Annotated in this window: 25 protein-coding genes and 1 riboswitch; of the genes, 16 read left to right on the top strand and 9 right to left on the bottom strand. The window is 44.6% G+C overall.

What is annotated here, in order from left to right:
- The first annotated feature begins 302 nt into the window (after positions 1 to 302).
- From ACHA99_RS19425 to ACHA99_RS19415, 3 genes are all read left to right on the top strand, one after another.
- On the top strand, positions 303 to 737 hold the full coding sequence (locus ACHA99_RS19425) for a DUF3293 domain-containing protein (protein ID WP_173247481.1): 435 nt from the start codon (positions 303 to 305) through the stop codon (positions 735 to 737).
- A gap of 100 nt (positions 738 to 837) precedes the next feature.
- Positions 838 to 1,012: riboswitch (Lysine riboswitch) on the top strand.
- Between the two features lie 150 nt (positions 1,013 to 1,162).
- On the top strand, positions 1,163 to 2,518 hold the full coding sequence (lysC, locus tag ACHA99_RS19420) for a lysine-sensitive aspartokinase 3 (protein WP_393944479.1): 1,356 nt from the start codon (positions 1,163 to 1,165) through the stop codon (positions 2,516 to 2,518).
- A 1-nt stretch (position 2,519) separates the two neighbouring features.
- Complete coding sequence (locus ACHA99_RS19415) at positions 2,520 to 3,641, top strand: succinylglutamate desuccinylase/aspartoacylase family protein (protein WP_393944477.1); 1,122 nt, start codon at positions 2,520 to 2,522, stop codon at positions 3,639 to 3,641.
- 102 nt (positions 3,642 to 3,743) lie between these two features.
- Here ACHA99_RS19415 and ACHA99_RS19410 read toward each other — a convergent pair whose 3' ends face one another.
- A complete protein-coding gene (locus ACHA99_RS19410) occupies positions 3,744 to 4,709 on the bottom strand; it encodes a zinc transporter ZntB (RefSeq protein ID WP_131525184.1) in 966 nt (321 codons plus the stop codon).
- Between the two features lie 196 nt (positions 4,710 to 4,905).
- On the opposite strand from ACHA99_RS19410, the gene ACHA99_RS19405 reads away from it, so the two are divergent.
- A complete protein-coding gene (locus tag ACHA99_RS19405) occupies positions 4,906 to 5,280 on the top strand; it encodes a YacL family protein (RefSeq protein WP_105250233.1) in 375 nt (124 codons plus the stop codon).
- Between the two features lie 91 nt (positions 5,281 to 5,371).
- On the opposite strand, the gene ACHA99_RS19400 is transcribed toward ACHA99_RS19405, so the two are convergent.
- Entirely contained in the window at positions 5,372 to 6,001 is a 630-nt protein-coding gene (locus ACHA99_RS19400; protein WP_105250232.1) for a response regulator, read from the bottom strand.
- Positions 5,994 to 7,829, bottom strand: coding sequence for a nitrate/nitrite two-component system sensor histidine kinase NarQ (gene narQ, locus ACHA99_RS19395; RefSeq protein WP_393944474.1), 1,836 nt, complete (start codon positions 7,827 to 7,829; stop codon positions 5,994 to 5,996). Before narQ ends, ACHA99_RS19400 begins: the two co-directional genes overlap by 8 nt.
- Positions 7,830 to 8,054: 225 nt before the next feature.
- On the opposite strand from narQ, the gene nrfA reads away from it, so the two are divergent.
- Complete coding sequence (gene nrfA / locus ACHA99_RS19390) at positions 8,055 to 9,458, top strand: ammonia-forming nitrite reductase cytochrome c552 subunit (RefSeq protein ID WP_393944472.1); 1,404 nt, start codon at positions 8,055 to 8,057, stop codon at positions 9,456 to 9,458.
- A gap of 155 nt (positions 9,459 to 9,613) precedes the next feature.
- Here the strand turns inward: nrfA and ACHA99_RS19385 are convergent, their stop codons facing one another.
- Positions 9,614 to 10,156 carry a hydrolase gene (locus ACHA99_RS19385; RefSeq protein WP_168824640.1) on the bottom strand — a complete coding sequence of 181 codons (543 nt, stop codon included), beginning with the start codon at positions 10,154 to 10,156 and terminating at the stop codon, positions 9,614 to 9,616.
- Between the two features lie 344 nt (positions 10,157 to 10,500).
- Here ACHA99_RS19385 and ACHA99_RS19380 point away from each other — a divergent pair, with 344 nt between their 5' ends.
- The 5 genes from ACHA99_RS19380 to aroG all read left to right on the top strand — a co-directional run bounded on the left by ACHA99_RS19380 (position 10,501) and on the right by aroG (position 15,345).
- A complete protein-coding gene (locus ACHA99_RS19380; RefSeq protein ID WP_028761800.1) occupies positions 10,501 to 10,839 on the top strand; it encodes a P-II family nitrogen regulator in 339 nt (112 codons plus the stop codon).
- A 10-nt stretch (positions 10,840 to 10,849) separates the two neighbouring features.
- On the top strand, positions 10,850 to 12,100 hold the full coding sequence (locus tag ACHA99_RS19375; protein ID WP_393944469.1) for an ammonium transporter: 1,251 nt from the start codon (positions 10,850 to 10,852) through the stop codon (positions 12,098 to 12,100).
- Positions 12,101 to 12,278: 178 nt separating this feature from the next.
- Entirely contained in the window at positions 12,279 to 12,617 is a 339-nt protein-coding gene (locus ACHA99_RS19370; RefSeq protein WP_168824642.1) for a hypothetical protein, read from the top strand.
- A 127-nt stretch (positions 12,618 to 12,744) separates the two neighbouring features.
- A complete protein-coding gene (locus ACHA99_RS19365) occupies positions 12,745 to 13,938 on the top strand; it encodes a tetratricopeptide repeat protein (protein WP_393944467.1) in 1,194 nt (397 codons plus the stop codon).
- A gap of 351 nt (positions 13,939 to 14,289) precedes the next feature.
- Entirely contained in the window at positions 14,290 to 15,345 is a 1,056-nt protein-coding gene (gene aroG, locus ACHA99_RS19360; protein WP_105250228.1) for a 3-deoxy-7-phosphoheptulonate synthase AroG, read from the top strand.
- A 103-nt stretch (positions 15,346 to 15,448) separates the two neighbouring features.
- On the opposite strand, the gene ACHA99_RS19355 is transcribed toward aroG, so the two are convergent.
- A complete protein-coding gene (locus ACHA99_RS19355) occupies positions 15,449 to 15,625 on the bottom strand; it encodes a hypothetical protein (RefSeq protein WP_105250227.1) in 177 nt (58 codons plus the stop codon).
- Between the two features lie 472 nt (positions 15,626 to 16,097).
- On the opposite strand from ACHA99_RS19355, the gene ACHA99_RS19350 reads away from it, so the two are divergent.
- The gene (locus tag ACHA99_RS19350) at positions 16,098 to 17,894 is read left to right on the top strand and encodes an ABCB family ABC transporter ATP-binding protein/permease (protein WP_393944464.1); all 1,797 of its coding nucleotides are present in this window, start codon (positions 16,098 to 16,100) and stop codon (positions 17,892 to 17,894) included.
- A 79-nt stretch (positions 17,895 to 17,973) separates the two neighbouring features.
- Complete coding sequence (locus ACHA99_RS19345) at positions 17,974 to 18,231, top strand: hypothetical protein (RefSeq protein ID WP_105250225.1); 258 nt, start codon at positions 17,974 to 17,976, stop codon at positions 18,229 to 18,231.
- A gap of 108 nt (positions 18,232 to 18,339) precedes the next feature.
- Here the strand turns inward: ACHA99_RS19345 and ACHA99_RS19340 are convergent, their stop codons facing one another.
- The 3 genes from ACHA99_RS19340 to ACHA99_RS19330 form a co-directional block, all read right to left on the bottom strand.
- The gene (locus ACHA99_RS19340; RefSeq protein WP_105250224.1) at positions 18,340 to 18,549 is read right to left on the bottom strand and encodes a hypothetical protein; all 210 of its coding nucleotides are present in this window, start codon (positions 18,547 to 18,549) and stop codon (positions 18,340 to 18,342) included.
- 151 nt (positions 18,550 to 18,700) lie between these two features.
- A complete protein-coding gene (locus tag ACHA99_RS19335; protein WP_393944462.1) occupies positions 18,701 to 20,191 on the bottom strand; it encodes an FMN-binding glutamate synthase family protein in 1,491 nt (496 codons plus the stop codon).
- Between the two features lie 11 nt (positions 20,192 to 20,202).
- Positions 20,203 to 20,820 (bottom strand): histidine phosphatase family protein, encoded by a 618-nt coding sequence (locus ACHA99_RS19330; RefSeq protein WP_393944460.1) that lies wholly within the window; start codon positions 20,818 to 20,820, stop codon positions 20,203 to 20,205.
- A gap of 226 nt (positions 20,821 to 21,046) precedes the next feature.
- On the opposite strand from ACHA99_RS19330, the gene ACHA99_RS19325 reads away from it, so the two are divergent.
- The 3 genes from ACHA99_RS19325 to ACHA99_RS19315 all read left to right on the top strand — a co-directional run bounded on the left by ACHA99_RS19325 (position 21,047) and on the right by ACHA99_RS19315 (position 23,236).
- Entirely contained in the window at positions 21,047 to 21,673 is a 627-nt protein-coding gene (locus tag ACHA99_RS19325) for a DUF5610 domain-containing protein (RefSeq protein WP_168824649.1), read from the top strand.
- A gap of 124 nt (positions 21,674 to 21,797) precedes the next feature.
- On the top strand, positions 21,798 to 22,547 hold the full coding sequence (locus ACHA99_RS19320; protein ID WP_105250220.1) for a ferredoxin--NADP reductase: 750 nt from the start codon (positions 21,798 to 21,800) through the stop codon (positions 22,545 to 22,547).
- A 92-nt stretch (positions 22,548 to 22,639) separates the two neighbouring features.
- Positions 22,640 to 23,236 carry a glutathione S-transferase N-terminal domain-containing protein gene (locus tag ACHA99_RS19315; protein WP_263235907.1) on the top strand — a complete coding sequence of 199 codons (597 nt, stop codon included), beginning with the start codon at positions 22,640 to 22,642 and terminating at the stop codon, positions 23,234 to 23,236.
- 14 nt (positions 23,237 to 23,250) lie between these two features.
- Here the strand turns inward: ACHA99_RS19315 and ACHA99_RS19310 are convergent, their stop codons facing one another.
- A complete protein-coding gene (locus ACHA99_RS19310; protein ID WP_393944457.1) occupies positions 23,251 to 23,652 on the bottom strand; it encodes a hypothetical protein in 402 nt (133 codons plus the stop codon).
- Between the two features lie 220 nt (positions 23,653 to 23,872).
- Here ACHA99_RS19310 and ACHA99_RS19305 point away from each other — a divergent pair, with 220 nt between their 5' ends.
- Entirely contained in the window at positions 23,873 to 24,880 is a 1,008-nt protein-coding gene (locus ACHA99_RS19305) for a Fe(3+) ABC transporter substrate-binding protein (RefSeq protein WP_113939101.1), read from the top strand.
- Positions 24,881 to 24,916 lie beyond the last annotated feature (36 nt).

The following is a 24,916-nucleotide window of genomic DNA, read 5'->3' as shown; positions in this document are numbered from 1 at the left end:
AGATGCCCGGTCAGTTCACGTTACTTTAAGCGATATATGTAACAAACTGTATTGAACGATAAGCATCTTGCTCAATCTGTTTCAACTCACCAGTACGTACATTGTACTCGTTTTAGTCATTTGTTAACAAATGAAATGTTAACAAATTTTAGGTGAGCAGGGGTTTTTACCATGATATTTACTTTAGCTATTGATTAGTATAACTAATGTATTTCTTATTCCTGTGAGCCAGTTCACGCCTCTTTGGATTTTACAATCACTCTGCTACACTAGCTTGGGTTCATTTTTCGACTAGACTACCAATGGACAATACGACTCAAAATTTGTGGCAATGTTACCAAGCGCCGTTGTTTTTGCTGACTCAAGCATTATCCTGTGATTTTTCCTTTGCTGTTATTACCGCTCATAATCCCGCTTCAAAGCTTCTCTCTCCTAGCCAAAACCGTTTACTCGATCGCCAACTTCTTCGTGAAATTGAATTACTCGGTAGCCCTTATCGTGCTTTAGTGGGCGCTGCACCGGATTTATCCCACATGGAAAAAAGTTGGGCCGTGTTTATCGATAGAACGATGGCATTGCAATTGGGTAAGAAATTTAATCAATATGCGATTTATGTTGTCGAACAAGGGGATGTGAGCTTAGTGCCTTGCACCTTGGATGGACATGATGAAGTGTGTTTAGGCAAATTTAGAGATTATGTGCAGCTGGTATACGAGCTACCCGATTTGAACATTTAGTTGTTTTCAAAAGATTTTATTTAAATTGTTCATTTGTTATGAAATTAGCATTGACTTCATTAGGGGTTTATTGCTACTTTTTTCGTCCCTTTCCTAGGAAAGGAACAGAAGAGGAGCGTTAACTAGGTAGTCGGTCAGAGGAGCACAAACTCCAGCGATGACTGATGAGGGAGATTAACGCCGAGGCATAGATATGGTTGCTGCATGTTTATGTCGGTCGCTCAGGCTGAATCCTGACGATTGTCACCTGTAATTGGTGGAGAGCTTCTGGTGACGATTGCTGTTTCCCTTCTTTTGGGGTGCGTTATCATTGAGCACCAGGCTCTTCGAACGAAGTCAGTTCGGAGTGTGATCATGTTAGTTAATCAATATCTTATTCAATCTGCATTTATTTGTTGCCCTACGTGTTTCACGGAGGTGCGCTAATGTCCCTCGTTGTCGCAAAATTTGGTGGCACCTCAGTCGCCGACTATAACGCTATGAATCGCTGTGCCGACATAGTGTTAGCTAATCCTCATTGTCGTTTAGTCGTGGTCAGCGCTTCGAGCGGCGTGACGAATCTACTAGTGGAATTGACCCAAGAATCGATCAACGACGATGGCCGATTACAGCGATTAAAACAAATTGCCCAAATTCAATATGCGATTTTAGATAAGCTCGGTCGTCCTAACGATGTGGCCGCCGCATTAGATAAATTATTGAGTCGCATGTCGGTATTGAGTGAAGCGCTCGCATCACAACGCAGCAAAGCGACTATGGATGAGTTGTTGTCCCTCGGTGAGCAATGTTCTTCGGCGTTGTTTTCGGCGGTGATCCGCGAGAAAGGTGTCAACTCAAGTGCCTTCGATGTGCGCCGAGTATTACGTACTGACAGCCACTTTGGCCGCGCTGAACCTCAGGTTGAAAAGATTGCGACTTTAGCTCGTGATTATCTACAGCCACTGTTAGCGGAGCAAGTGATTGTGACACAAGGCTTTATCGGTGCCGATGAATCGGGTCAAACGACCACGTTAGGTCGCGGCGGTAGTGATTATTCTGCTGCACTGTTAGCTGAAGCGTTACGCGCCTCAGCGGTAGAGATTTGGACCGATGTCGCGGGGATTTATACAACGGATCCTCGTTTGGCGCCCAATGCCTTTCCGATTGCCGAGATCAGTTTCAATGAGGCTGCCGAGATGGCGACCTTTGGTGCCAAGGTATTGCATCCAGCGACTATTCTTCCTGCCGTTCGTCAGCAAATTCAAGTGTTTGTGGGTTCAAGTAAAGAGCCTGAAAAGGGCGGAACTTGGATCCGTCATCAAGTGGAAGATGCGCCCGTATTCCGCGCTGTGGCTTTGCGCCGCGATCAAACCCTGTTAAATCTTCACAGCTTGCAAATGCTGCATGCGCAGGGCTTTTTAGCGGAAACCTTTGCGACATTAGCGCGACATAAGATCAGTGTGGATTTGATTACCACATCAGAAGTGAATGTGTCTCTAACCCTCGATAAAACTGGTTCAGATTCGAGTGGTCAAGGTCTGTTGAGTGAGGCATTGCTGCAAGAATTATCACAGCATTGTCGTGTGCGAGTTGAAGATGGATTGGCCTTAGTGGCAATTATCGGTAATCGTATTGCGACGACGCCAGGTATCTGTCGCCGTGTATTTGAAGTGTTAGAGCCGCACAATGTGCGGATGATTTGCCAAGGTGCCAGCCCACATAATCTGTGTGTGTTAGTGGCAGAATCGGAAGCGGCGCAAGTGGTTAAATCGCTGCATCAAAATCTGTTCGAAGGCGTTTAGTATGTTGCCGACAACATCGTCTCTGCAAATCGGGGAGCTTGCCGCAGGGCAAGCACTCACTTTGCCTATCTACCATTTCAAGCCGAGTGACGATAAGGCGACTGGCCCCAAAGTGTATATTCAGGCCAATGTCCACGGTGCTGAAGTACAAGGTAATGCGGTGATTTATCAGTTGATGAAGCAGCTTGAACACTGTGACATCCGCGGCGAAATCACCTTAGTGCCATTGGCGAATCCACTCGGTATCAACCAAAAAAGTGGTGAGTTTACCCTTGGCCGATTTGACCCTATTACAGGCGCGAATTGGAATCGTGAGTATTTGAATCATGTTATCGATTTGCCGATTTGGTATAGCGAACATGCCAAGCTGAGTGATAGCGAGCTGATCCAAGCCTATCGCAGTACTTTGGTTGAAGCTTGTCAGCAAAAATTGCGTCATGAATGGGGCATTACTACTGGCCATAGGCTCGCGGTTAACCTGCAGATTATGGCCCATGGCGCGGATATAGTGCTCGATCTGCACACCGGTCCTAAGTCTTGTAAGCACTTGTATTGTCCTGAATATGACTTAGCTGCTGCGCAGTTTTTGTCGATCCCTTATACGCTCATTATCCCCAATGCCTTTGGTGGCGCCATGGATGAGGCGGCGTTTTGTCCTTGGTGGCAATTGAGTGATTTTGCAAAATCTCAAGGGCGCGATTTAGGAGTTGCAGTATCAGCGTTAACCTTGGAATTGGCGAGCCAAGAGCGCGTCTGTCTTGAGGATGCACTGGTTGATGCACAAGGGATTTTGGCATATTTAAGCCACCGAGGCGTGATCGCTGAAACCGTTGCGCCCGCTAAAATGCCGCGCTTTGGTTGTTACCTTAAGGACTATAAAAAGTATCACGCGCCAAGCGCTGGCTTAGTGGAATACCTCGCGCCTGTGGGTGAACCACTGGCAGCGGGACAGCCCTTAGTGAATTTACTGCGTATGGATTTATACGGTACGGCGGATGAGCTAAAAACGGTCAGTTTACCGCAGGACTGCGTGCCGATTTTGCACTTTGCTTCGGCGTCTGTGCACCAAGGAACAGAGCTTTATAAAGTCATGACTCATGTGTTTGAGTTGCCAACGACATAATCGCCCGCTTAGAGCATAAGCATTAGCTCATAACATTCAGCTTATAAGAATGAACGAAAACAACGCCAATCCTAATCGATTGGCTTTGTTGTTTTAAGGTGGCTATAACCACTTAAATCGATAAAACAGCGCCATTTGCAGGGCGACGAGTGAGATTAATATGCCGCAGAAGGTGGCGAAGGCCCAAGTGTTGTCCGCGCCCGGTATCCCGCCAATATTGACCCCAAGTAAGCCTGTTAAAAAGCCCAACGGTAAGAAGATTGCTGACACTAAGGATAAGAAATATAAGCGTTTGTTGAGTTGCTCCGATTGCTGACTGAGTAATTCTTCTTGAGTTACATTAGCCCTATCGCGCAGGGCATCGAGATCTTCAATGGTGCGGATAAGTTTATCGTTTGTTTCCCTCAGCTTGAGTCGTTCGGTATCTTTAAATAGGCTGAATTGCTCGGAAATCATTTTCGAGAATGCTTCGCGCTGTGGGGCTAAATAGCGGCGAATGGCTACAGTTTGACGGCGCAGTTCGGCGATATCGGTACGTAAGTCTTTCACATTGCCTGAGACGACTAGTTCTTCTAAATCAGAGAGCTGTTCTTCTAATTTATCAATAAACTCGACTTTACGATTGGTCAGTCGTTCGCAGATTGCGACGATAAAGTCCCCCGTAGTTGTAGGCCCATTTCCCTCAAGGATCAGCTCGGCGACATCTTTGACCGACTGTAACTCGCGATCGCAGGTGGATATGATCCGCTGTTTATCGGCATAGATACGCACGGCCACCATGTCTTCGGGAGCTGAATTGGGGTTGAGGTTGACGCCGCGTAACGCGAGTAATATGCCTTCACCTGTTATCACAGCGCGGGGACGAGTGTCTTGGGCGAGTAGGGCATCACTTTCGACCTTAGGCAGACCGCTATTGAGTATCCAGTGGCGTGCCTTTTTATTGCGATAGCGAAGGTGTAACCAGAGTAGGCCATCCTGAGGATCCCATTTTTCGATCTGTTCTAGGCTCAAGGTGGAACCCGCTTGGGCGCCGCTTAGCACTAAACTGTAGATAAACCCTTCGTGCATATCGCATTCCATTTAACTTTCAAAATCATCCAAACAAACTAACTGATTTTGTCATGAAAATGAAGTCAGTACTTATGCTTAACGACATGAGGTAAACGTTAATTGACATAAATTTGATGTGCTGAGTGATGCAAGCAACTTAGCCAAGGATAGGTTAAAATTAGCATTAGTAGGCTTAGATCAAAGAGACAATAAAATGGAATACGAATTTCGGCGTAACAGTTTAACTGGCACTTTTTTGGCTAGCTTTAGCATGGATCATGAAGTGCTTGGGCAATGGTTTACGGAAGAATTAGGGACTGAGTTAGCTAAAATTCAGCAAGTGTTGGGTGTGATAAAAGAAATTCAAGCCGATAAACGAGGTTCATGGCGTCTTGTTGGTAATGATTTTACCTTAGAGTTAGAGCGTGAACAGGCGCGAGTCTTTGCCAATACCTTAGGCTTTGAGCAAGAATATGAATTAGAAGAGGCTATGTCACTCTATGATGCTGAGTCAGAAGCTTATTGTGGCCTTGAGGATTTTGAGCAGGCGCTATTGAGTTGGCAGCAATTTATTGAGAAAGGTTTGTAATCATTTATTTAATCTCTATTTGATAAAAACATAAAGGCAATCATGGGATTGCCTTTATTGTTTGCGCGATACCAAGCTTATTTTCGTATCTTTAATTATTTAGGTAGCGCACCGCCATTTCGGTTCTCGATTTAGCATTGGCTTTACGCAGTAGGTTTTTCACGTGCACTTTAACTGTGCCTTCACTAATGTGTAAATGCTCTGAAATCATGCGATTACTTAAGCCTTCCGCCAGTTGCTGTAGAATTTGCAACTCCCTTGGGGTCAGGCTTGAAATCCATTCTTGTTCATCGGTCGCATCTTTAAGTTCGTAAAGGTATTCCTCTACTTCATCGCTGATCACCCTGTGGCCAAGCATGGCATTTTTGAGTTTTTCGAGCAGCAAATCTGGCTCAGTATCTTTGAGCAAATAGCCGTCGGCTCCAGCGCGAAGTAAACGGATAACATCCTGTTTTGCATCTGAAACGGTGAGAATTACTATGCGTGAGGTAACACCTTCTTGGCGCATGGCGTTGAGGGTATCTAGGCCTGTCATGCCTTTCATATTCAGATCGAGCAATATGATGTCGGGTTCATCGGTGACCACTGCGGTTAATGCGTCTAAACCACTACCGGCTTCGCCAAATAGGCTGAAGTCAGGATCTGAAGCGATGAGCTGGCAGATGCCTTTGCGCAAGAGGGGATGGTCATCGACCACTAGTACTGAATAAGGTTTACCCATTTGAAGGCTCCTGTTGAGATGGGAAAATAAGCGTCACTCTAGTGCCACTTGACCCCTTGCTGTGCTGCATAAGGTTTAATGGGCTGTTAGGGTTGAGTGCGTCGTCTTGTGCATTGCATCCTTGCTCAGTCGTGGTTGCCATAGCAGGTTTAAATCTCTTTAAATCATTGTCGCTGAACACGACTTTACCTGAAAGCTTACTGGCTCGTTCATGCATTATACCTATGCCAAAATGTTGATCTCGTTCTTTTAAATGTCCAATACCTATGCCGTTATCACAAACATCAATATTGACCATACCCTCGTCATCCTTATAGCAATGGATGTTAATGAGGCTTGCCTCAGCATGTTTGATGGCGTTTAACGTCGCTTCTCGCGTGATCTGCAGTATGTGGATGTGTTGCTTTGCCTCTAGCCATTGTGGCGCAAGTTTATAGTCTAAGGTTATCTTTATATTCGTCTTTGTCCTGAGTTGCTCAAGCATAGCCTCTAAAGCACTTTTTAGATCGGGCTCTTTAATTGTGAGCCTAAAGGTGGATAGTAACTCCCTGAGCTGCACGTAGGCAGTGCTTACACCTTCGTTGATTTCGGTTAGCTGCGCCTCAACGATTGGACTGCGGCAACTGCAATCTAAGTTTTTGCGTAATAAGCTAATTTGGATTTTTAGGAAAGATAGCACTTGACCTAAAGAGTCGTGCAGCTCTCGGGCAATTACGCCACGTTCCTCCATTAGCGCCAGTTGCTGTCTTTGCTCTGTGGCATTGTGGATCACGATTGAGCGCGTCAACATAATTGCGAAATTGTTAAACAAGGCGATATTGGGTGTTTGGTCGGCAATTAACTCTAAATAGCCTAAATTAGCCTGCTCAAATTGCAGTGGGAAACGGGTGCTCTCTTGAGTCATATCTGGCCAACCACCATCGGCCTCAATCACTTCTAACTCTTGCTCTGGGTATTGAATGATGAGTCTTAGGTAGTCGAGTGATTCATAGCCTTTTAACTGATTCAGCGCCGCCTTGAGAGCCTTGTAATCGAGTTTATTTGCGTTTAATGTCAGTAGGTTATCATATAAGAATGCCAGCTCGTTGTTGGCCCTTGTCAGCGCTAAGGTTTTTTCTGCTACCTGCGATTCTAAGTTGCCATAAAGCGTCGCGAGTTCCTTAGCCGTTTTTTGTAGGGCATGGGTCAGCGCTGTAAGTTCAATGTATTCGGTCTCGGGCATTTCAATTTCAAAATTACCTTTAGAAATGGTATTCGCCGACTCCATCAGTTTTTGCAGTGGGATCACCACTTTCTTCTTTGTAAAACGCACGGCCACAAAAGCGATAATGAGCATGACGCCTAAGCCTAATATTTGGCTGGCGGCAAGGAGCCTGAGTTTAAAGGCGGCGTAGTGCTCCATCTCAAGCACCAGTAAATCAATGGTATCAACAAAGTCCTTCAGTGAGGCGACATAATCGCGGGAGTTTTCTTGTTCTATGTAGTGTTTCATCACCAGCCATTTATCGATGACAAGCTGATATTGAGCGGCAATTTCTGGTGGACTAAACCAACTTTCCGAGGGCTTTAATGTGTCGGAATAGAGCGTATTTTCGAATTCGGTAATTTTATCCTGTGCGGCCTCACTGCCTGAGTTGGCGTAAAACATTAACCGATAGCTTTGCATCCTCAGCGACCCTGAGGCATTAATCGCCTTGGCGTCGCCTAAGCTGTAGGACAAATTGATGATAGCAAAAGTCGATAAACTACTAGAGAGCAGAATAAGTACTAACATTAATCCTAAGATTTTTGAGGTGAGACTACCTCGTTTCATTAATCCGCTGTTCATTTTGATGGCCGCTGTTATGGCACTTTGCAGTGGTTTTTACATTAGAAAATAATGTAATACATTAACAAAAGTATAGAAATGTGAACAACAACACCTTTACATTTTGATCTAGCGCAAACTTCAACCTAGATACCCCCTAAGAGGTATATTTTTAGCAGGGTTAAATCACTAAGTTTGACCATGGAGATGTCGTGATTTACAACAATAATGCAACACGGAGATGAGATGATGAAGAAGATGACAGGTAAGTCCTTTGCACTGAGTGCACTGGTTGCCGCCAGCTTCATGGCAGCGGGCGCAATGGCGAGTGATAAAACAGAGCCTCGCAACGAAGTTTATAAAGATAAATTTAAGAATCAATACAGTAGCTGGCATGATACCGCTAAAAGTGAAGAACTAGTGGATGCACTTGCACAAGATCCTAATATGGTGATCTTATGGGCGGGTTATGGTTTTGCTAAAGATTATAATGCACCACGCGGCCACATGTATGCGGTAACTGACGTGCGCAACACGCTACGTACAGGTGCACCCGCTAATGCGGAAGATGGTCCTATGCCGATGGCATGTTGGAGTTGTAAGAGCCCTGATGTACCTCGCTTGATTGAAGAGCAAGGCGAAGATGGTTACTTCAAAGGTAAGTGGTCAAAGGGTGGCCCTGAAGTGACAAATACCATTGGTTGTGGTGATTGCCATGAAAAAAGCTCTCCAAAGTTACGTATTTCACGCCCTTATGCAGACCGTGCTTTTGAAGCTATAGGTACACCTTTTAGCAAAGCGTCTAAACAAGATAAAGAATCAATGGTATGTGCTCAGTGCCACGTTGAGTATTATTTTGAGAAAACTGACGACAAAAAGAATTTTGTTAAATTCCCTTGGGATATGGGTACAACAGTTGAAAAAATGGAAGTCTACTATGACTCAATCCAATTTTCTGATTGGACACACGCCCTTTCTAAGACACCAATGTTAAAAGCCCAGCATCCAGAGTATGAAACGTGGAAAATGGGTATTCACGGCATGAATAATGTGAGTTGCGTTGACTGTCACATGCCAAAAGTGACCAGTGCTGAAGGTAAGAAGTTTACCGATCATAAAGTGGGCAATCCATTCGACCGTTTTGAAGAAACCTGTGCAACTTGCCATAGCCAGACTAAAGAGTTTTTGGTTGGCGTGACTAATGAGCGTAAAGCCAAAGTCAAAGAAATGAAGTTGAAAGCGGAAGAGCAATTAGTCAAAGCACACTTTGAAGCAGAGGCTGCGTGGAAAGCTGGCGCAACTGAAGAAGAAATGAAACCCATACTGACAGATATTCGCCACTCACAATGGCGTTGGGATTTAGCGATTGCTTCCCATGGTGTTGCAGCTCACGCACCTGATGAAGCATTGCGTATTCTGGGAACTTCGGTAAGTAAAGCTGCTGATGCTCGTGTTAAGTTAGCGCAATTACTCGGTAAAAAAGGCATCACAGATCCAATCGCTATTCCTGATATCTCTACCAAAGCTAAGGCACAAGCAGCCTTAGGTATGGATATGGATAAGATGAATGCAGAGAAAGAAGCATTCAAGAAAGACATGTTACCTAAGTGGGATGAAGAAGCGAAAAAACGCGAAGCCACTTATAAGTAGGTTTTAATCAATCGCGGTTGAGTTTTCAATATGAGCTAACCCCTCATGTAAATAAAAGCCCTCGCTGACTCAGCGGGGGCTTTTTTATGGAAAAAAATATCGAGTAATGTCAGGCGTTGGTCATGCTGGCTGAAGAAATACCACGGGCTAAGTCGCTATTTGATCAGTTTTAATAATGCCCTAAAGCGCTCGCCTTGGGCTTGATGTTGTAATTCAAATAATAGCGATTCCACGTTAGTTAATAAGGCGCCTCTGGCCGTCATCATCTGAATACCCAGTTTTTTATTATCGGCACTGCGTGACGAGACGCCATCTGCGACGAGATGCACCGAATATTGCTGTTCGATAAGGTCACAACAGGTTTGGTAAACACACACATGGGTTTCAATACCCGCCAGTATGACGTGTTTGCGATTCGTCTTAGTTAATGCCTTTGCAAACGCGTCACAGTGCCAGCCGCTAAAATGCTGCTTGGCAATGGGTGAGCTGGTTTTCGCAAGTAAAGTTTGCAGCTCAGGGCTAGTTGCTCCGAGTTTATCGGGTAGCTGTTCTAACCACAGTATTGGAATTTCAAATAATTGTGCGCCTTGGATTAAGGTCTGTAGTTGTTGATGCAGCTTGTCACTGTTATCCATGATTTGTGCAAGTTTTCCTTGCACATCGACGATAACGAGAACACATTCTTCTGGTTTTAACATCGGGCCTTCCTTCTGCGCTTGATGATTGTCTTAGTGATGATCTTCGCTTTTGTTTAAGAGCTTGTGTTGTGATGCTCAGATTTCATCTCGATTTACGCTTCCCCCAGTAGACCCTAATTTAACCTTGTTACCAATAGGCCTAAGGTCGAATAGCTGCCGCACTTAAACTGCTCACTAAAAGAGTGCATCGCACCAGTTAGTGCTCGATTATGGTGCATTTTTAACCTTAAAAAATAGTGTTAAATAATTTAAACCAATAATAATCAATAGATTAAATTGTTGGCCTAATGATTGAATTACCTTTGATACAAGTTAATAACAATCGCGTTTTTTTGGAGGTCAGGATGAAACTAGTCAGCGCTATCATCAAGCCGTTTAAGTTGGATGATGTCCGTGAAGCTATCGCCGGAATTGGTATTGAGGGCATGACGGTGACCGAAGTGAAAGGTTTTGGCCGTCAGAAAGGGCATACAGAGTTGTATCGCGGCGCCGAGTATCAGGTGGATTTTTTGCCAAAAGTAAAACTAGAAATTGCCACTAAGGCTGAAAATCTCGACATGTTGATTGAGGCGATTACCACTGCGGCCCATACGGGGAAAATTGGTGACGGTAAGATCTTCGTCGTTGATTTAGAACATGCTATCCGTATCCGTACGGGTGAACTTGATACTGAAGCGCTATAAGGGGCTGACAATGGAAGAATTAACGAAATTAGGCGGCACAGTCACTGAACTACGCTTTGCACTCGATACCTTTTACTTTTTGATTTCTGGCGCTTTAGTCATGTGGATGGCGGCGGGATTCGCTATGTTAGAAGCGGGTTTAGTTCGCTCTAAAAATACCACTGAAATTTTAACTAAGAACGTTGTGCTGTACGCGATTGCCTGTGTGATGTATCTGTTGGTTGGCTATAACATCATGTATGTGGATAACACTGAAGGTGGCTGGTTACCGTCAATTGGCACCTTAATTGGTTCGCAATCAGCAGATGCGAGCCATGCATTAGAATCTGACTTCTTCTTCCAAGTTGTATTTGTGGCAACGGCGATGTCAATTGTTTCTGGTGCAGTGGCGGAACGGATGAAGTTGTGGGCTTTCTTGTTCTTTTCTGTGGTGATGACAGCGGTTATCTATCCAGTAGAAGGTTATTGGACTTGGGGCCAAGGTTTTATCGCTAAACTGGGCTTTGTAGACTTTGCCGGTAGCGGTATTGTGCATATGACGGGGGCGACCGCGGCGATTGCTGGCGTAATATTACTCGGTGCGCGTAAGGGTAAATACGGGCCTAATGGTCAAGTGAATCCTATTCCAGGCTCTAACTTGCCAATGGCAACCTTAGGTATGTTTATTCTGTGGATGGGCTGGTTTGGCTTTAACGGCGGATCGCAATTAATGGTGTCGGATGCGGCGAATGCAAGCTCAGTGGCGAAAGTGTTTGTGAATACTAATACTGCAGCGGCTTTTGGTGCTATCTCAGCTCTTATCGTGTGTAAGATGATTTGGGGTAAAGCGGATTTGACCATGATCCTTAACGGTATTTTGGCTGGATTAGTGGCGATTACGGCCGATCCTCTCTCGCCTTCATTGTTAATGGCGGGTGTGATTGGTTTAGTGGCGGGCGGCGTGGTGGTGTTCTCGATTGTGGGCTTAGATCGCATTAAGATCGACGATCCCGTTGGTGCGATTTCAGTACACGGTGTGGCTGGTTTCCTTGGTTTAATGTGTGTGCCATTATCCAATGCCAATGCAACTCTTACCGGACAGTTGATGGGGGCAGCGATCATTTTCACTTGGGTATTCTGCTCATCATTTGCAGTCTGGTATGTGATTAAGATAACCATGGGGATCCGTGTTACTGAGGAAGAAGAATACAACGGTATGGATGCTTCTGACTGCGGTATTGATGCCTATCCTGAGTTTGTTACGGTCAAAAATGCGGGCTGATTAAACTTGCACATTAACGCGTGATTCACCTTGATGCTTAGCTTGGATCGAGGGATAGTGAAGCAGAGCCTAGGCTCTGCTTTTTTATGGGTAATCAATGTGATTGAAGTTTAAGCACTGGGTCGTAAGCTTAATTACTGAGCAATTCTGTTTTCTTGTATAAATTAAGGAGTGTTCTATGAGCTTGAATATAAAAACAATAGGTCAATTTTCGCGACTAAGTCTTATCGTCATTTCTGGCTGGATATCGGTTTCTGCCTTTGCAGGAGAAGTGATCGTTAATCGCTCAAGTGAGCCTGTCGATGCCTTTGCTGTGCGTGATCAAGTGCTCAAGGATTTTGAATGGCAGGAGTCGCTTCGTCGCCAGCAGCAAATCCAAATTTTGCAGGCTTTACCCTCAGGTTGCGTTACGGTCATGAAACCCTATCGACATTTTACCTGTGGGGAGCATAACTATCGGCCGTATGATTATCAGCAGCGTGAGTTATACATAGAAGTTGACCGACCTTCGCAATAGTTAATTCGTTAAATTATTTGCGATTATTTTCAATCGATCGCGATTATCATTTTTTGTAACCATTTTATGTCGTCTTTTTCGCCATTTGTAATAAGCTCAAATAGGAGCTAATGGTGTGGGAGGACGTATGTCGAAACTATTCCGAGCCGTATACTTGAGTACGATCTTGAGCGTTGTATTCAGTCAATTGTTTGCTTGTAGCTCGACGACCATTGAGCCTAATCCGTCGGATCTTGAGTCGTTACTTGCCGATTCACTGTTTACCCCTGTGGCCGATATTCCTTCTGTTGCGGATATTTTTTATCTGCCACCCGAGGTCGTGACAGACGTAAAACGTCGCTATGGGATATACACTTTGTCACACAATAACAACATTTTAGCCAATGAATGGTTAGCTAGTTATATCAATGCGAGTCAAACCAATAGCGCTAACATTGATTTTCGATATCAAGATAATCTGACCCAAATTGCCCGTGAAACCTATGCCCAAAGGGCGGGTAATTGCATGTCTTTAGTGGTCATGACTTCTGCGTTAGCGGACATATTGAATGTGAGTGCTGAGTATCAAGATATTGCGATAGAACCGGTATGGGATAAGCAAGGTGATTTCTATTTAATCAATGGGCATGTGAATTTACGCTTACTTCCACCTGAAAACGCACATTCAGTTTATGTGTCATCTACCGCAGTTTTAGTGGACTTTATGCCGGAGCGAGCTCTACGGGGATACGGTAAAACCCAAGTGGATCGGCAGACCTTAATCAGTATGTTTTACAACAACATGGCGGCAGAGTCTTTGGTGAACGGTGATTTAGACAGGGCCTATGCCTTGATTAAAGCGGGTTTAAAAGTCGGCCAGTTTGTGCCTTCACTCAACACGCTCGCCATTATTTACCGGCATAAAGGTGATGAAAAGCGGGCTGAACAGGTTTATCGCTATGCACTCAAGTTTGATGCGAAAAATCTGACAACGCTTTATAACTTAGCCTTGATTTTAGGGGAGCAGGGGCGGCTTGATGAATGGGCCGAAATTAATAAAGTGCTTGAATTAGCGCGAATACGTAATCCCTATTATTACTATGACATGGGGCAGCAAGCCTATGATGAGCATCAATACGACGAGGCCTTGGCTTGGTATCAAAGGGCGTTGGCAAAAGCGGATTATCGTCATGAGTTCTTCTTCGGTTTATCTAAAACCTACTGGGCGCTGGGGGACGAAAAGTGTGCCAAACTGAATATGGATAAAGCCTTGGCTTTGAGTCGAGATGAGTCAGAGCGTCAACGCTATCAGAGCAAGTTACAAGTCATGTTACAGCATTAGCATTTGCCCGCTCTTTTCTATAGAGAGCTGGCCATCAATTATGCTTATTACGGGTAAACATCTTTGCTTGCTAACATAGGGCACCTAAATACACTTGCAGCAAATATGTTTATTCCTTTTTATCCGCCATATTCGATTTTGTTCATCAAGGCCGTGAGTTAGCTGGCATATTTGAATTTTTATTTTTTTTAAATATATTAAAACAATAAGTTATATTTGATTTTTTGAAATGGAGACAACTTGGTTGCATTGGCGCTTGAGACTCGATAAATTGAACCCAGTATTGCAGTTGAGATCCCTTATCGCAGCGATAGAAATAGCCTAAAACACCAGCGTTGGAGCAGTAAAATTATGTATTACCAAAATGATGACGTTCGCATTAAAGAAGTAAAAGAGTTACTTCCACCTATCGCGATTCTTGAACGATTTCCTGCTTCCGAAAAAGCCTCTGCGACTGTGTTTAATGCGCGTAATAGTATCCATAATATTCTGGCTAAGTCTGATGATCGTCTATTAGTGGTGATTGGCCCTTGTTCTATCCACGATCCCAAAGCTGCGTTGGAATATGGACAGCGTTTGGTCTCACTGCGTGAACGTTATAAAGATCAACTCGAAATTGTGATGCGAGTGTATTTTGAAAAACCAAGAACCACAGTGGGTTGGAAGGGGCTGATTAACGATCCTTACATGGATAATAGCTTTAAACTCAATGATGGTTTACGCACCGCCCGTAAATTATTAGTGGATTTGAACGACAGCGGTATGCCAACCGCGGGTGAGTTTCTTGACATGATCACCCCACAATATATGGCTGATTTAATGTGCTGGGGAGCCATTGGTGCCCGTACGACAGAATCTCAAGTACACAGAGAGTTAGCCTCGGGTCTTTCTTGTCCGGTCGGTTTTAAAAATGGTACTGATGGCACGATTAAAGTTGCTATTGATGCGATAGGTGCTGCCAATGCACCACACCATTTTTTATCTGTGACTAAGTTGGGCCATTCTGCGATCGTTTCGACTAAGGGCAATCCTGATTGCCACATTATTTTACGGGGTGGCCGCGAGCCCAATTATAGCGCGCCGCATGTCACTGAGATTAGCCAGCAATTGTTAAAAGCAAAGCTTGCCGACAACATCATGATCGACTTTAGCCATGCGAATAGTAGTAAAGAGTATCAACGTCAGTTAGTGGTTGCTGAAGATGTTGCTGGACAAGTGGCGGCGGGAAATACTGCTATTTTTGGTGTTATGGTAGAAAGCCATTTAGTGGAAGGTCGTCAAGATCTTATTGAAGGTCAAGATTTATGCTATGGGCAGAGTATTACCGATGCGTGTATTGGTTGGGATGATACCGAGCGTCTGTTAGCCATTTTGAATCAAAGCATTATCGAACGCCGTCAGGTTTAATTGTCTGCTCGAGCGAACATAAATCGCAACTATACCTGAGTTAGCCGTTAACGATTGTGGGTTAAGTAAAAACAAAGGCGCTATCCCGGCGCCTTTGTTTTATCTATTTATTGCTTATTTCAACAATGTATTCATTTGCTTTGGCTAAGCTACCAAAGGCGGCAATAAGGTTGTTTCTACCTTTATCTTGTATCTCTGGATTGCCTGATTCGATCATCATCCACACCCAAGTTTGGATCAGTGGTAATGGCGGGTATTGAACTTTAGCGGAATCCAACATAAAGCTTCCTTTGATCTTAATTTAATTTGTTTATCTTAATATTCTCGCTAGAACTTGGGCGTATGAATCGCAAAATCTAGCGCGTAGAGGTTAACAAATTCTATTGATTTGTATAACCGCCTCCATGGCATTTTGGGCAAAACGGCAAAAATAATCAACAGCAGCAACTTTGTGCCAAGCCTTCTTCTATTGCACTCTTATCCTCTTACATACGGCTCTGAGGTTAAGTAAAACGGTACATGCCTGAACACAAATCAGTATAAATTCATTTATTGTGAATACGCCAGTGTAATGCGTAAGTATGATGTTTTGGCTTTAAATACAATCAAAATAGCAGATGAGTATGTCGTGAATAAGTCTATTTGTCTGTCAGGAAAATCTGATTGATTTTATTCAGACTTTGCTAGTTTCGCTTAGCTTATGTCCGGTGTGAACTGTTACAATTGGCATAACTCATTCAAGGTTATGTCCTATGCGCCCAACGTTATATTTTGAAGGTCCAGTCGATAAATTAAACTGGCACGTCATGAAACTGCTTTGGCCTTACTTATTGGAATACAAAGGCCGTATTGCGCTGGCGATGTCATGCCTCATCATCGCTAAGCTGACCAGCGTGGCTCTACCTTTTATTTTAAAGCATTTGGTCGACACCTTAGATGCCGATAAAACCGCGCAAGCCCTCAGTGTGCCCGTAGGATTAGTGTTGGCCTATGGTGCGATTCGTTTACTGACGGCGATTACGGGGGAGATCCGCGATACCTTGTTTGGCCGCGTAACCGAGCGGGCGATCCGCCGTTTAGGCTTAGCGGTATTCGACCATTTACACCGACTTGACCTCGATTTTCATCTAGAGCGCAAAACCGGCGGCCTATCCCGCGATATTGAACGCGGCACCAGCGGCGTGAGTTTCCTCATGCGTTTTATGGTGTTCAACATAGTGCCGACCTTGCTCGAAATTGTCATGGTGATTGGCATTTTCTTTTATAACTACGGCATTGCGTTTGCGGCAATCACCTTTATTGCTGTGTTGGCTTATATTATTTTTTCTGTGGTCGCGACCGAATGGCGTACTGAGTATGTACGTGATGCGGCCAAGGCTGACTCGTTATCGAATACCCGCGCTATCGACAGCTTGCTGAACTATGAAACGGTAAAGTATTTTAATAATGAAAAGTATGAGTCGCAGCGCTATGACCAAGCGCTTGAACAGTGGGAGATAGCTAAGCGTAAGAATCGTTTATCTTTGTTTGCGCTCAATGGTGGACAAGCTGTGATTATCGCTTTGGCTATGACTGCTATGATGGCGCTGGCGGCTTACCGAGTTACCTATGGCGATATGACCTTAGGTGATTTTGTGTTGATTAATGCGTTTATGATGCAGCTCTTTTTACCCCTTAACTTTTTAGGTTTTGTATATCGCGAAATTCGCGGCGCGTTAGCCAATATTGAGCGCATGTTTAGCCTGCTCGATAAACATCCTATGATAGTCGACTTACCCCAAGCACTCGATTTTCAACCCACTAAGGGTGAGTTGATATTTGAAAATGTTAATTTCAGCTACGATGAGCGGCAAATTCTGCGGGACGTGAGCTTTAAGGTTGAAGCCGGTAAAAAGGTGGCTGTTGTAGGTGATAGTGGCGCAGGTAAATCGACCCTGATTAAACTGCTATTTCGATTTTACGATGTGGACCAAGGTGCGATTAAAATCGATGGACAAGATATCCGCCATCTCACGCAAGATGCGCTGCGGCGTGCCATCGCCATAGTGCCGCAGGATACCGTGTTGTTTAACGATTCATTAGTCGAAAACATACGTTATGGTCGCCCGAGCGCGACGGATGAAGAGGTGCGTAACGCGATTAAACTGGCGCACTTAGAGCAATTTATTGCATCACTTGCCCTTGGTTGGGACACAAAGGTGGGTGAGCGCGGCTTAAAGCTATCTGGCGGAGAAAAACAGCGGGTCGCGATAGCAAGGGCCATTTTGAAGGGCTCGCCCGTGCTGGTGTTTGATGAGGCGACATCTTCACTCGATAGTCGCTCCGAGCAAGCTATTTTGTCGGCACTGCGGGAAGTCGCTATGGGGCACACTAGCCTAGTGGTGGCTCATAGGTTATCGACCATAGTCGATGCCGATCAAATTGTGGTATTAAGCCAAGGAGAAATAGTTGAGCAAGGTAATCATCAGACTTTGCTGTTGGCAAATGGTCTCTATGCCAAATTATGGCGGATACAAAATGAGCAACAACATACTCCTCTGAGCAGTTAATAGCGTAATACAGTTCAGTCTTTATTCAGCTTCGGCTCTCTATACTCAATGCCAACACATCAATCGGAAGAGATCTGGCATGGAAAATATTACACTGAGAGCTAATATTGAAGGTAAAGAAGAAAAAGTCGCCACTGATTGGTATGCCATCATGGCGACATTGAAAAAACGTGGTGTTGATTATGATTCATTGCAACGCATTCATGCTGAGTTGAACGCGGGCCTGTTGGTTACAACTCGGCGACTTACCTTGGCTAAAGTCAATCCAGAAATGGTGCTGGCAGGTGTGATCCGCGATATGAACGCGCCGACAAGTGACTTTATGGGTATGCGTTAGGTGTGTTTGCTAGTGCTTTAGTACAGTTTAGGTGAGAACGTCCGAGAATAGAGGTGAGCCTCTATTCTTGATGCTCTAGAGAGACTCCAGAGATAAAATATGACTGAATTAAGCTACGCCGTTCAGCTTCCCCGCTTTCCAACCTTCACATAAAAGATTCAATTTAGGTACTGACTCATCTATCAAAGTGAGTCGAATGATCTGCCCTTCGCGAAAACACACCAGTTCACCTTCGATCTCGGTCAGGCGATTACAGCTCTTACAGCTAGTGCTTACAGTTTTACTGGCGGGCAGTTGGCTTACGAAGCTAGATTTCAAAGTGTTTCCTTAAGTTCAATTGTGGGTAAGACATTTGAATAATGTCTCACGTCACGGATCTTACCTCTTTTGTGATACGCATTCAAATATACCTTATGTAAACCCTATATAAACGAAAGTTGTATTCGCCATTAACCGCGAGGGTTCGCGGCTACTTATCCATATGTGCATAGTATTTATCGAGTGAAATGGATAAACCGCTATCGAGTACAATTCGGACATGTGAGGGTTTGAGTTGTCTTGGTTCTGTCACTCCGCAAGAGTGCGCAATTAAGGCTAAGTCATGGTGTAAATTATGATTATAGTTAGCAACACGAGCCGATTTATCCCTAGGATCGAGTCCTTGTTGTAGCTTGGGATTGTGCGTTGTGATGCCCGTTGGGCAGGTATCTCTATTGCACTGTAAGGCTTGAATACAACCTAGGGCGAACATATTACCGCGGGCCGATGCGATGAAGTCTGCACCTAATGCTAAAGCCCAAGCGACTCTTGATGGCACTATGAGTTTACCCGAAGCGATGACTTTGATGCGTTTACGCAAGCCTCGTTGGATCAAGACATTAACTAGGATTGGTAAGCTTTCCTTCAGTGGTAATCCGACATAATCCATTAAAGGTTGTGGTGCAGCGCCTGTGCCGCCATCGGCACTGTCTAAAGTAAAGAAGTCGGGGGCAGAGTCTTCGCCACGACGTTCGATTTCATCACATAAATCTTCGAGCCACTGTACGTCACCGAGTACGGCCTTAATGCCCGTTGGTTTACCGGTAACTTTACGTACTCGTTCAACCATATCCAAAATATCGTTCACGGATTTGAATTCAATATGACCATTAGGGCTAATAGAGTCATAACCCTGAGGAATACCGCGGATATGGGCAATTTCAGCTGTGACTTTGATCCCTGGTAAAATGCCACCTTTACCCGGTTTAGCCCCTTGACTCATTTTAATTTCAAACATTTTGACTTCGGGATGAATGGCTATCGACTTGAGCTTTTCATCGTCTAAATGTCCGTGCTCATTACGTACACCGTATTTGGCTGTTCCAATTTGAAAGACGATATCGCAGCCACCTTTTAGATGATAAGGGCTCAAGCCGCCTTCACCTGTGTTAAGCCAGCAACCCGCCTGCGCCGCACCGTGGGAAAGGGCGGTAATTGCTGGGCGCGATAGAGCCCCAAAGCTCATGGCTGAAATATGACAAATGGCTTGAGTCGTATAGGGTTGGCGGCAATTGGTGCCAATTGTCAGTGGATGAATGGGCGTGATCTCTTCATCTTGGGTTGGGAAGGCGGTATTCATAAACATAACAGTACCGACAGTATCCAAGGGGCGAGTCGAACCAAAGGCGATAGTTCTATCGACATTTTTAGCCGCGCGGTACACCCAACTGCGTTCTGCACGGTTGAATGGCAATTCTTCCCTGTCTTGGGCGAAAAAGTATTGTCTAAAGAACTCGCCTTGTTTCTCGAACAGATACCGAAAGCGACCAATTACAGGATAGTTATGTCTTACCGCTTGTTTGGTCTGCATTTTATCTGCGATATACATGTAAATAACCGCGAGTACTGCGAGTCCTATTATAATTAAAAACAACCCTGAAAATAGATCGAGTCCCCACATAAACCAATTGAGTTCACTCATGTTATTTATCCTTATTCTTGTCCATAACGGGTGGCGATCAAGCTCGCAGGTTGGTCATCATTAAGAGAGAGTAAAAACAGCTGGCTATAGTCATCTTCACTTATCGCTTGGATCTCCGGTCCACCAAGGGCTTTAATGATCAGTGGGACAGTGTTTGAATGCCCAACGATGAGTGTATTGCCCTTTACAGCATGCACTTGTTCGACAATGTGTTGAATATGTTCTTCGATAGGTTTGGCAGCTTCTACTATCGTCACAGGTAAATGGCGATCCTCGGCGATGGGCGCGAGTGTTTGCTGGGTTCTTAGGTATTGAGTCGCAATAAGTTGCGACAGCGGCGTGCGGCTCAAGGCAGTGATCAGTGATGCTGCGCGTATTTCTCCCTTGGGTGATAACTGCGGGTTATTGGCTGGTGTGTCGGCTTTTTCCGCATGTCTGACTAAAATAATTAGTCTGCTTTCCGCATGAGCTTGGCTAATGGGAGTAAAGCCGAGGCAAGTGAATATGACGAGGCTTGTTAGCAGGCTAAAGCGTTTTATATTGATACCCAGATTATGCTTAAAATAGTGCTTAAGGATTAGTGTAAACCCGTGAAAGCGGAAATGACTCAAACTGCGGCCTGCTGCCATGGTGTAACATCCTTTTCTATTGGCTTATGTCTAAGCTCAGCGATAGTAATGATCTGCATTGCGGTGGGTTGGCGCTTTATGCACCTTATTAAAGAATGAACCCACTTAATTTATGTGGGCCTTATCATGGCCTTGTGGTCAGATGGTACTTCAATTCTAAAAATTACTAAAGCTGGTTAAATTTTGGTCGATAATTAAGTCGACCCGAATTGAATGGATAGTCATCATGGAAATCAATAAACCCCCTCAAGTGCAAAGTACCCCTTTGCCACAGAAAAAATATGCTGAAAACGCGGCGTCTAAGGGCACCGAAGTGAGTGATTCGAAGGACGCGAAAGCCACAGAAGTAACCTCGAAGCAAACTGCGCAGCAAACGAGCAAGCAGCTGATGAATCAAGCGATTTTATCGGCACAGCAAGATGTGAATATCAAGTCAGGCGATCAGTCTATGGCCTTGCTTTATCGCGCAGCGATAGAGTCGATTAATAAAGAATTAGCGCCCACTATGGGCGAGAACGCGATTCAGACGGCTTACGATAATGGCGTAGATACTTCTCCAGAAGCGACTGCAGATCGTATCGTGAGTTTTGCGACGCAGTTTTTTAGCATTCACCAACAACAAAATTCGGGTATGAGTCTAAGTGATCAACTCGATAGCTTTATGGGGATTATTGGCGGTGCCATCGACAATGGCTTTAAAGAGGCTAAAGATATTCTGTCCGGCCTTAAAGTATTGCAGGGTGATATTGCCGATGGTGTCGATAAAACCTACAGCTTAGTGCAAGAGGGGCTGCAAGCCTTTAGAGATAGCTTTAACAAGAAGACTGATGAGACAGCATCGAGTCCGAGTTAATACCTCAGTATTTTCAGTTCTATATTCAGCGTTATAGTCATAAGCCCCTTATATAAGGGGTTTTTGTTGTGCAGAAAAAAGTCTATGCTGGAAGCCTATTTAACGTTTCGCTTGAGGGCAGGTTATGTGGATTAGGGGACAAGTGATAGAACGTATTGATTGGAGTGATAAGTTATTCTCATTGCGCATTGCTGCCGAGTTAGCTCCATTTATTCCTGGTCAGTTTATCAAGTTAAGTCAAATGCAAGATGATAAGCGTGTGGCTAGAGCCTACTCCTTAGTTAATTCTCCCGATAAACCCTATGCCGAGGTGCTCGCCGTTGCGGTAGAGGATGGCCTGTTATCGCCTCAATTACACAACCTTGCAATAGGCGATGAAATTGAAATTACCTCAACCGCGACTGGTTTTATGACCTTAGCTGAAATTCCTAAGGGTGAACTCCAAGGGAAGCATTTGTGGTTTTTAGCCACAGGAACAGCAGTAGGGCCATTTTTGTCTATGCTCGACACCGATGAACCTTGGGAGCGTTTTGAAAAAGTCGTGCTTGTGTATGGCGTGCGCGAGGCACAGGATTTGGCATATCTTGATAAGCTGCGTAATTTAGAACGCAAATACCCTGAACAATTTACATTAGTCTTGAGTGTGACCCGTAAACCCTTTGCCGATGCTTTGCAGTGCCGCATTCCCGAGGGAATAGTCTCGGGTGAAATCGAAAAAAAGGCAGGATTAACCTTAAACGCAGCTGACTCTCAAGTTATGATCTGCGGCAATCCGGGTATGATTAATGGTGCGCAAGCCGCTTTACTCGATAAAGGGTTAGTGAAGAATTTACGCCGTGCTCCTGGGCAAATTACCGTTGAAAAATACTGGTAATCTCAATTTTACATAGAAGGCGAGAGTAAACTTGTTTCCGTTCTTGCCCCTAAAAAGCCATAGCGTTTAATGCAAACAAAAGGAAATTTTTGATGAAGTTGTTAAGTTCTCAAGCTTCGCCCTATGCCCGTTGTGTAAGAGCCTTAATCCAGTATCTAGGGATTAACAATATTGAAGAGCAGCTAGTTAATCCCTTTGAAAACAGCGCAGAATTACTCGATGCTAACCCGTTAGGACAGATCCCGTGTCTTATTACCAACGATGGTGTAGCACTATTCGATAGTGAAGTGATCATGCGTTACCTAGATGCAGAGTTTGGCGATCGTAAGATGTTTGGGATCTCAAATAATAACTGGGTGCTGGAGTGTCAGTATTCTTTAGTTAAAGGCTTAATCGATAGCGCGGTGAAATTACGCCAAGAGCAAATGCGTGAAGAAGAAGGCGTGAGGTCAGTATTTTGGACTGCACGTTTTGAACAAGCACTGCTGCGCGGCCTTATGCAGATTGAGCTTCAAACTGTGATCACCCAAACCACGATTCAAGCACCGCAATTAGCCTTGATTTGCTTACTCGATTATGTGGATTTTAGACATCCAGAGCTAGATTGGCGTAAGGTTGCACCTGCGACAGCACTTTGGTTCAGTGAAATGCGTGATTTACCTGCATTTATTCAAACTCGTCCCCAATAATCCGCAGAGGATGCTCAACCGTCGGTTGCGCGTCTTCCTTTTGGCCTATCACGGCGATTTTGTTCACCAAAAGCGCCGAATAATTCACGAGTAACCCCATATTCTACTCTGCGATCATTGCCTAGTTGGCGCCTGTCTTCATGGTGTTGATAGCGGCATTGGCAGTTTGCCATAGTGCATTCTTCCATCGGAATTTCGGGCGCATCTTTCGATAAAAATCGTTTTCCAGAAAGCGCTTCAATCTGCTCACAGCAACTGCCGTTATTCACTATGCTCACACTGTGAAAACTGTGAGTTTTATTAATGCTGGGATCTGCAACTTGAGAAGAGTGTTTATGTCTTTTGGGACGACTATTGAGTTTGAATAAGCCAAATAGCGCAATTGCGGCTACGCCTAGCAGCAAAACAGTTAACATAACGCCTCCTGAAAGCATTTTAATCAAATTAAGGTTCAGTTTAGTTTGATTTGAGATAATCTCAAATTTTCAGATTAATACCATTAAAAACATAAAGTTAATTAGCTGCTTGCTCTCAAGTTCCGTATCTATTACTCTTGCGAAACTGATAAGCATTATCATTAATGCGTTAGTGTTCTAATTTTGCAGAACACGTCATCACTTTGGGGAGAATTCGGTAATGAAATGGGTAACTTGCGCGGCTGTTTTTGGGTTAATGTCGGTTGGGCATTCAGCGAATGCAGATGATAAATTAACCGTTTATTCTTATCGCCAAGCTTTCTTGGTGGAGCCTATCCTGACGCGTTTCACCGAAGAAACTGGCATAGGTGTGAATTTGGTATTTGCTAAAGACGGTATTGCCGAGCGTCTCGTCCGTGAAGGCCGTTTATCCCCAGCGGATCTTGTGCTGACGTCTGATTTTTCACGTTTAGTTGAATTAGTGGATAAAGATCTAACCTCTCCAGTCAAAAATCCCCTGCTAGAGAGCAATATTCCTGCGCAGTATCGCGATCCCGACGGCCAGTGGTATGCCCTGACTATGCGGGTGCGAAATCTCTATACAGCCAAGGATCGTTTAGGCCAGCAGCAATTGACCTATGAAGAATTAGCCGATCCCAAATATAAAGGAAAGATTTGTACTCGCAGTGGTAAGCATCCATACAACATAGCGTTAGTCGCATCTATGATTGCTCATCACGGTGAAGCTGAGGCAAAAACTTGGTTACAAGGCGTGAAAACTAATTTAGCCCGCAAACCTCAGGGGAACGACAGGGGGCAAATTGCCGCAGTAAAAGAAGGTGTGTGTGAGATCGCCATTGGTAATAGCTACTATTACGGCAATATGTTGCAGGATCCTGAGCAAAAGGCGATCGCCGAAGCTGTGACGCTCAACTTCCCGAACCAAGCTGACCGCGGTGCCCATGTGAATGTGTCTGGTATGGTACTCACTCGCCATGCGCCTAATAAAGCCAATGCGATCAAATTGATGGAGTTCTTATCCGCCGATGTGGCTCAAAAGGCCTATGCCGATGTGAATATGGAATATCCAGTGAAAGCCGATGTGGCACCTTCATCTTTAGTGGCCTCATGGGGTAAGTTTAAGTCAGATCAGTTACCCATTTTTAAATTGGCAGAATATCACCAAGCGGCGGTTAAGCTATTAGATGAAGTGCAGTTTGATCTCTAGCTCCAGTGCTAGCGACAAAATGTAGATTTAGGTGAT

Source organism: Shewanella sp. S23-S33, assembly GCF_043359565.1.
In the GTDB taxonomy this organism is placed as follows: Bacteria; Pseudomonadota; Gammaproteobacteria; order Enterobacterales; family Shewanellaceae; genus Shewanella; species Shewanella oncorhynchi.
This window is presented reverse-complemented; position numbering and strand designations above follow the sequence as displayed.

Excerpts from the sequence above, each read along its gene's own strand:
- ACHA99_RS19330 (WP_393944460.1), bottom strand. The coding sequence starts at position 20,820 with ATGGCAGCAGGCCGCAGTTTGAGTCATTTCCGCTTTCACGGGTTTACA.
- ACHA99_RS19370 (WP_168824642.1), top strand. The coding sequence starts at position 12,279 with ATGAGCTTGAATATAAAAACAATAGGTCAATTTTCGCGACTAAGTCTT.
- nrfA (WP_393944472.1), top strand. The coding sequence starts at position 8,055 with ATGATGAAGAAGATGACAGGTAAGTCCTTTGCACTGAGTGCACTGGTT.
- ACHA99_RS19305 (WP_113939101.1), top strand. The coding sequence starts at position 23,873 with ATGAAATGGGTAACTTGCGCGGCTGTTTTTGGGTTAATGTCGGTTGGG.
- ACHA99_RS19315 (WP_263235907.1), top strand. The coding sequence starts at position 22,640 with ATGAAGTTGTTAAGTTCTCAAGCTTCGCCCTATGCCCGTTGTGTAAGA.
- ACHA99_RS19415 (WP_393944477.1), top strand. The coding sequence starts at position 2,520 with ATGTTGCCGACAACATCGTCTCTGCAAATCGGGGAGCTTGCCGCAGGG.
- lysC (WP_393944479.1), top strand. The coding sequence starts at position 1,163 with ATGTCCCTCGTTGTCGCAAAATTTGGTGGCACCTCAGTCGCCGACTAT.
- ACHA99_RS19405 (WP_105250233.1), top strand. The coding sequence starts at position 4,906 with ATGGAATACGAATTTCGGCGTAACAGTTTAACTGGCACTTTTTTGGCT.
- narQ (WP_393944474.1), bottom strand. The coding sequence starts at position 7,829 with ATGAACAGCGGATTAATGAAACGAGGTAGTCTCACCTCAAAAATCTTA.
- aroG (WP_105250228.1), top strand. The coding sequence starts at position 14,290 with ATGTATTACCAAAATGATGACGTTCGCATTAAAGAAGTAAAAGAGTTA.
- ACHA99_RS19350 (WP_393944464.1), top strand. The coding sequence starts at position 16,098 with ATGCGCCCAACGTTATATTTTGAAGGTCCAGTCGATAAATTAAACTGG.
- ACHA99_RS19365 (WP_393944467.1), top strand. The coding sequence starts at position 12,745 with ATGTCGAAACTATTCCGAGCCGTATACTTGAGTACGATCTTGAGCGTT.
- ACHA99_RS19335 (WP_393944462.1), bottom strand. The coding sequence starts at position 20,191 with ATGAGTGAACTCAATTGGTTTATGTGGGGACTCGATCTATTTTCAGGG.
- ACHA99_RS19325 (WP_168824649.1), top strand. The coding sequence starts at position 21,047 with ATGGAAATCAATAAACCCCCTCAAGTGCAAAGTACCCCTTTGCCACAG.
- ACHA99_RS19410 (WP_131525184.1), bottom strand. The coding sequence starts at position 4,709 with ATGCACGAAGGGTTTATCTACAGTTTAGTGCTAAGCGGCGCCCAAGCG.
- ACHA99_RS19375 (WP_393944469.1), top strand. The coding sequence starts at position 10,850 with ATGGAAGAATTAACGAAATTAGGCGGCACAGTCACTGAACTACGCTTT.
- ACHA99_RS19320 (WP_105250220.1), top strand. The coding sequence starts at position 21,798 with ATGTGGATTAGGGGACAAGTGATAGAACGTATTGATTGGAGTGATAAG.
- ACHA99_RS19400 (WP_105250232.1), bottom strand. The coding sequence starts at position 6,001 with ATGGGTAAACCTTATTCAGTACTAGTGGTCGATGACCATCCCCTCTTG.
- ACHA99_RS19345 (WP_105250225.1), top strand. The coding sequence starts at position 17,974 with ATGGAAAATATTACACTGAGAGCTAATATTGAAGGTAAAGAAGAAAAA.
- ACHA99_RS19310 (WP_393944457.1), bottom strand. The coding sequence starts at position 23,652 with ATGTTAACTGTTTTGCTGCTAGGCGTAGCCGCAATTGCGCTATTTGGC.
- ACHA99_RS19355 (WP_105250227.1), bottom strand. The coding sequence starts at position 15,625 with ATGTTGGATTCCGCTAAAGTTCAATACCCGCCATTACCACTGATCCAA.
- ACHA99_RS19380 (WP_028761800.1), top strand. The coding sequence starts at position 10,501 with ATGAAACTAGTCAGCGCTATCATCAAGCCGTTTAAGTTGGATGATGTC.
- ACHA99_RS19385 (WP_168824640.1), bottom strand. The coding sequence starts at position 10,156 with ATGTTAAAACCAGAAGAATGTGTTCTCGTTATCGTCGATGTGCAAGGA.
- ACHA99_RS19425 (WP_173247481.1), top strand. The coding sequence starts at position 303 with ATGGACAATACGACTCAAAATTTGTGGCAATGTTACCAAGCGCCGTTG.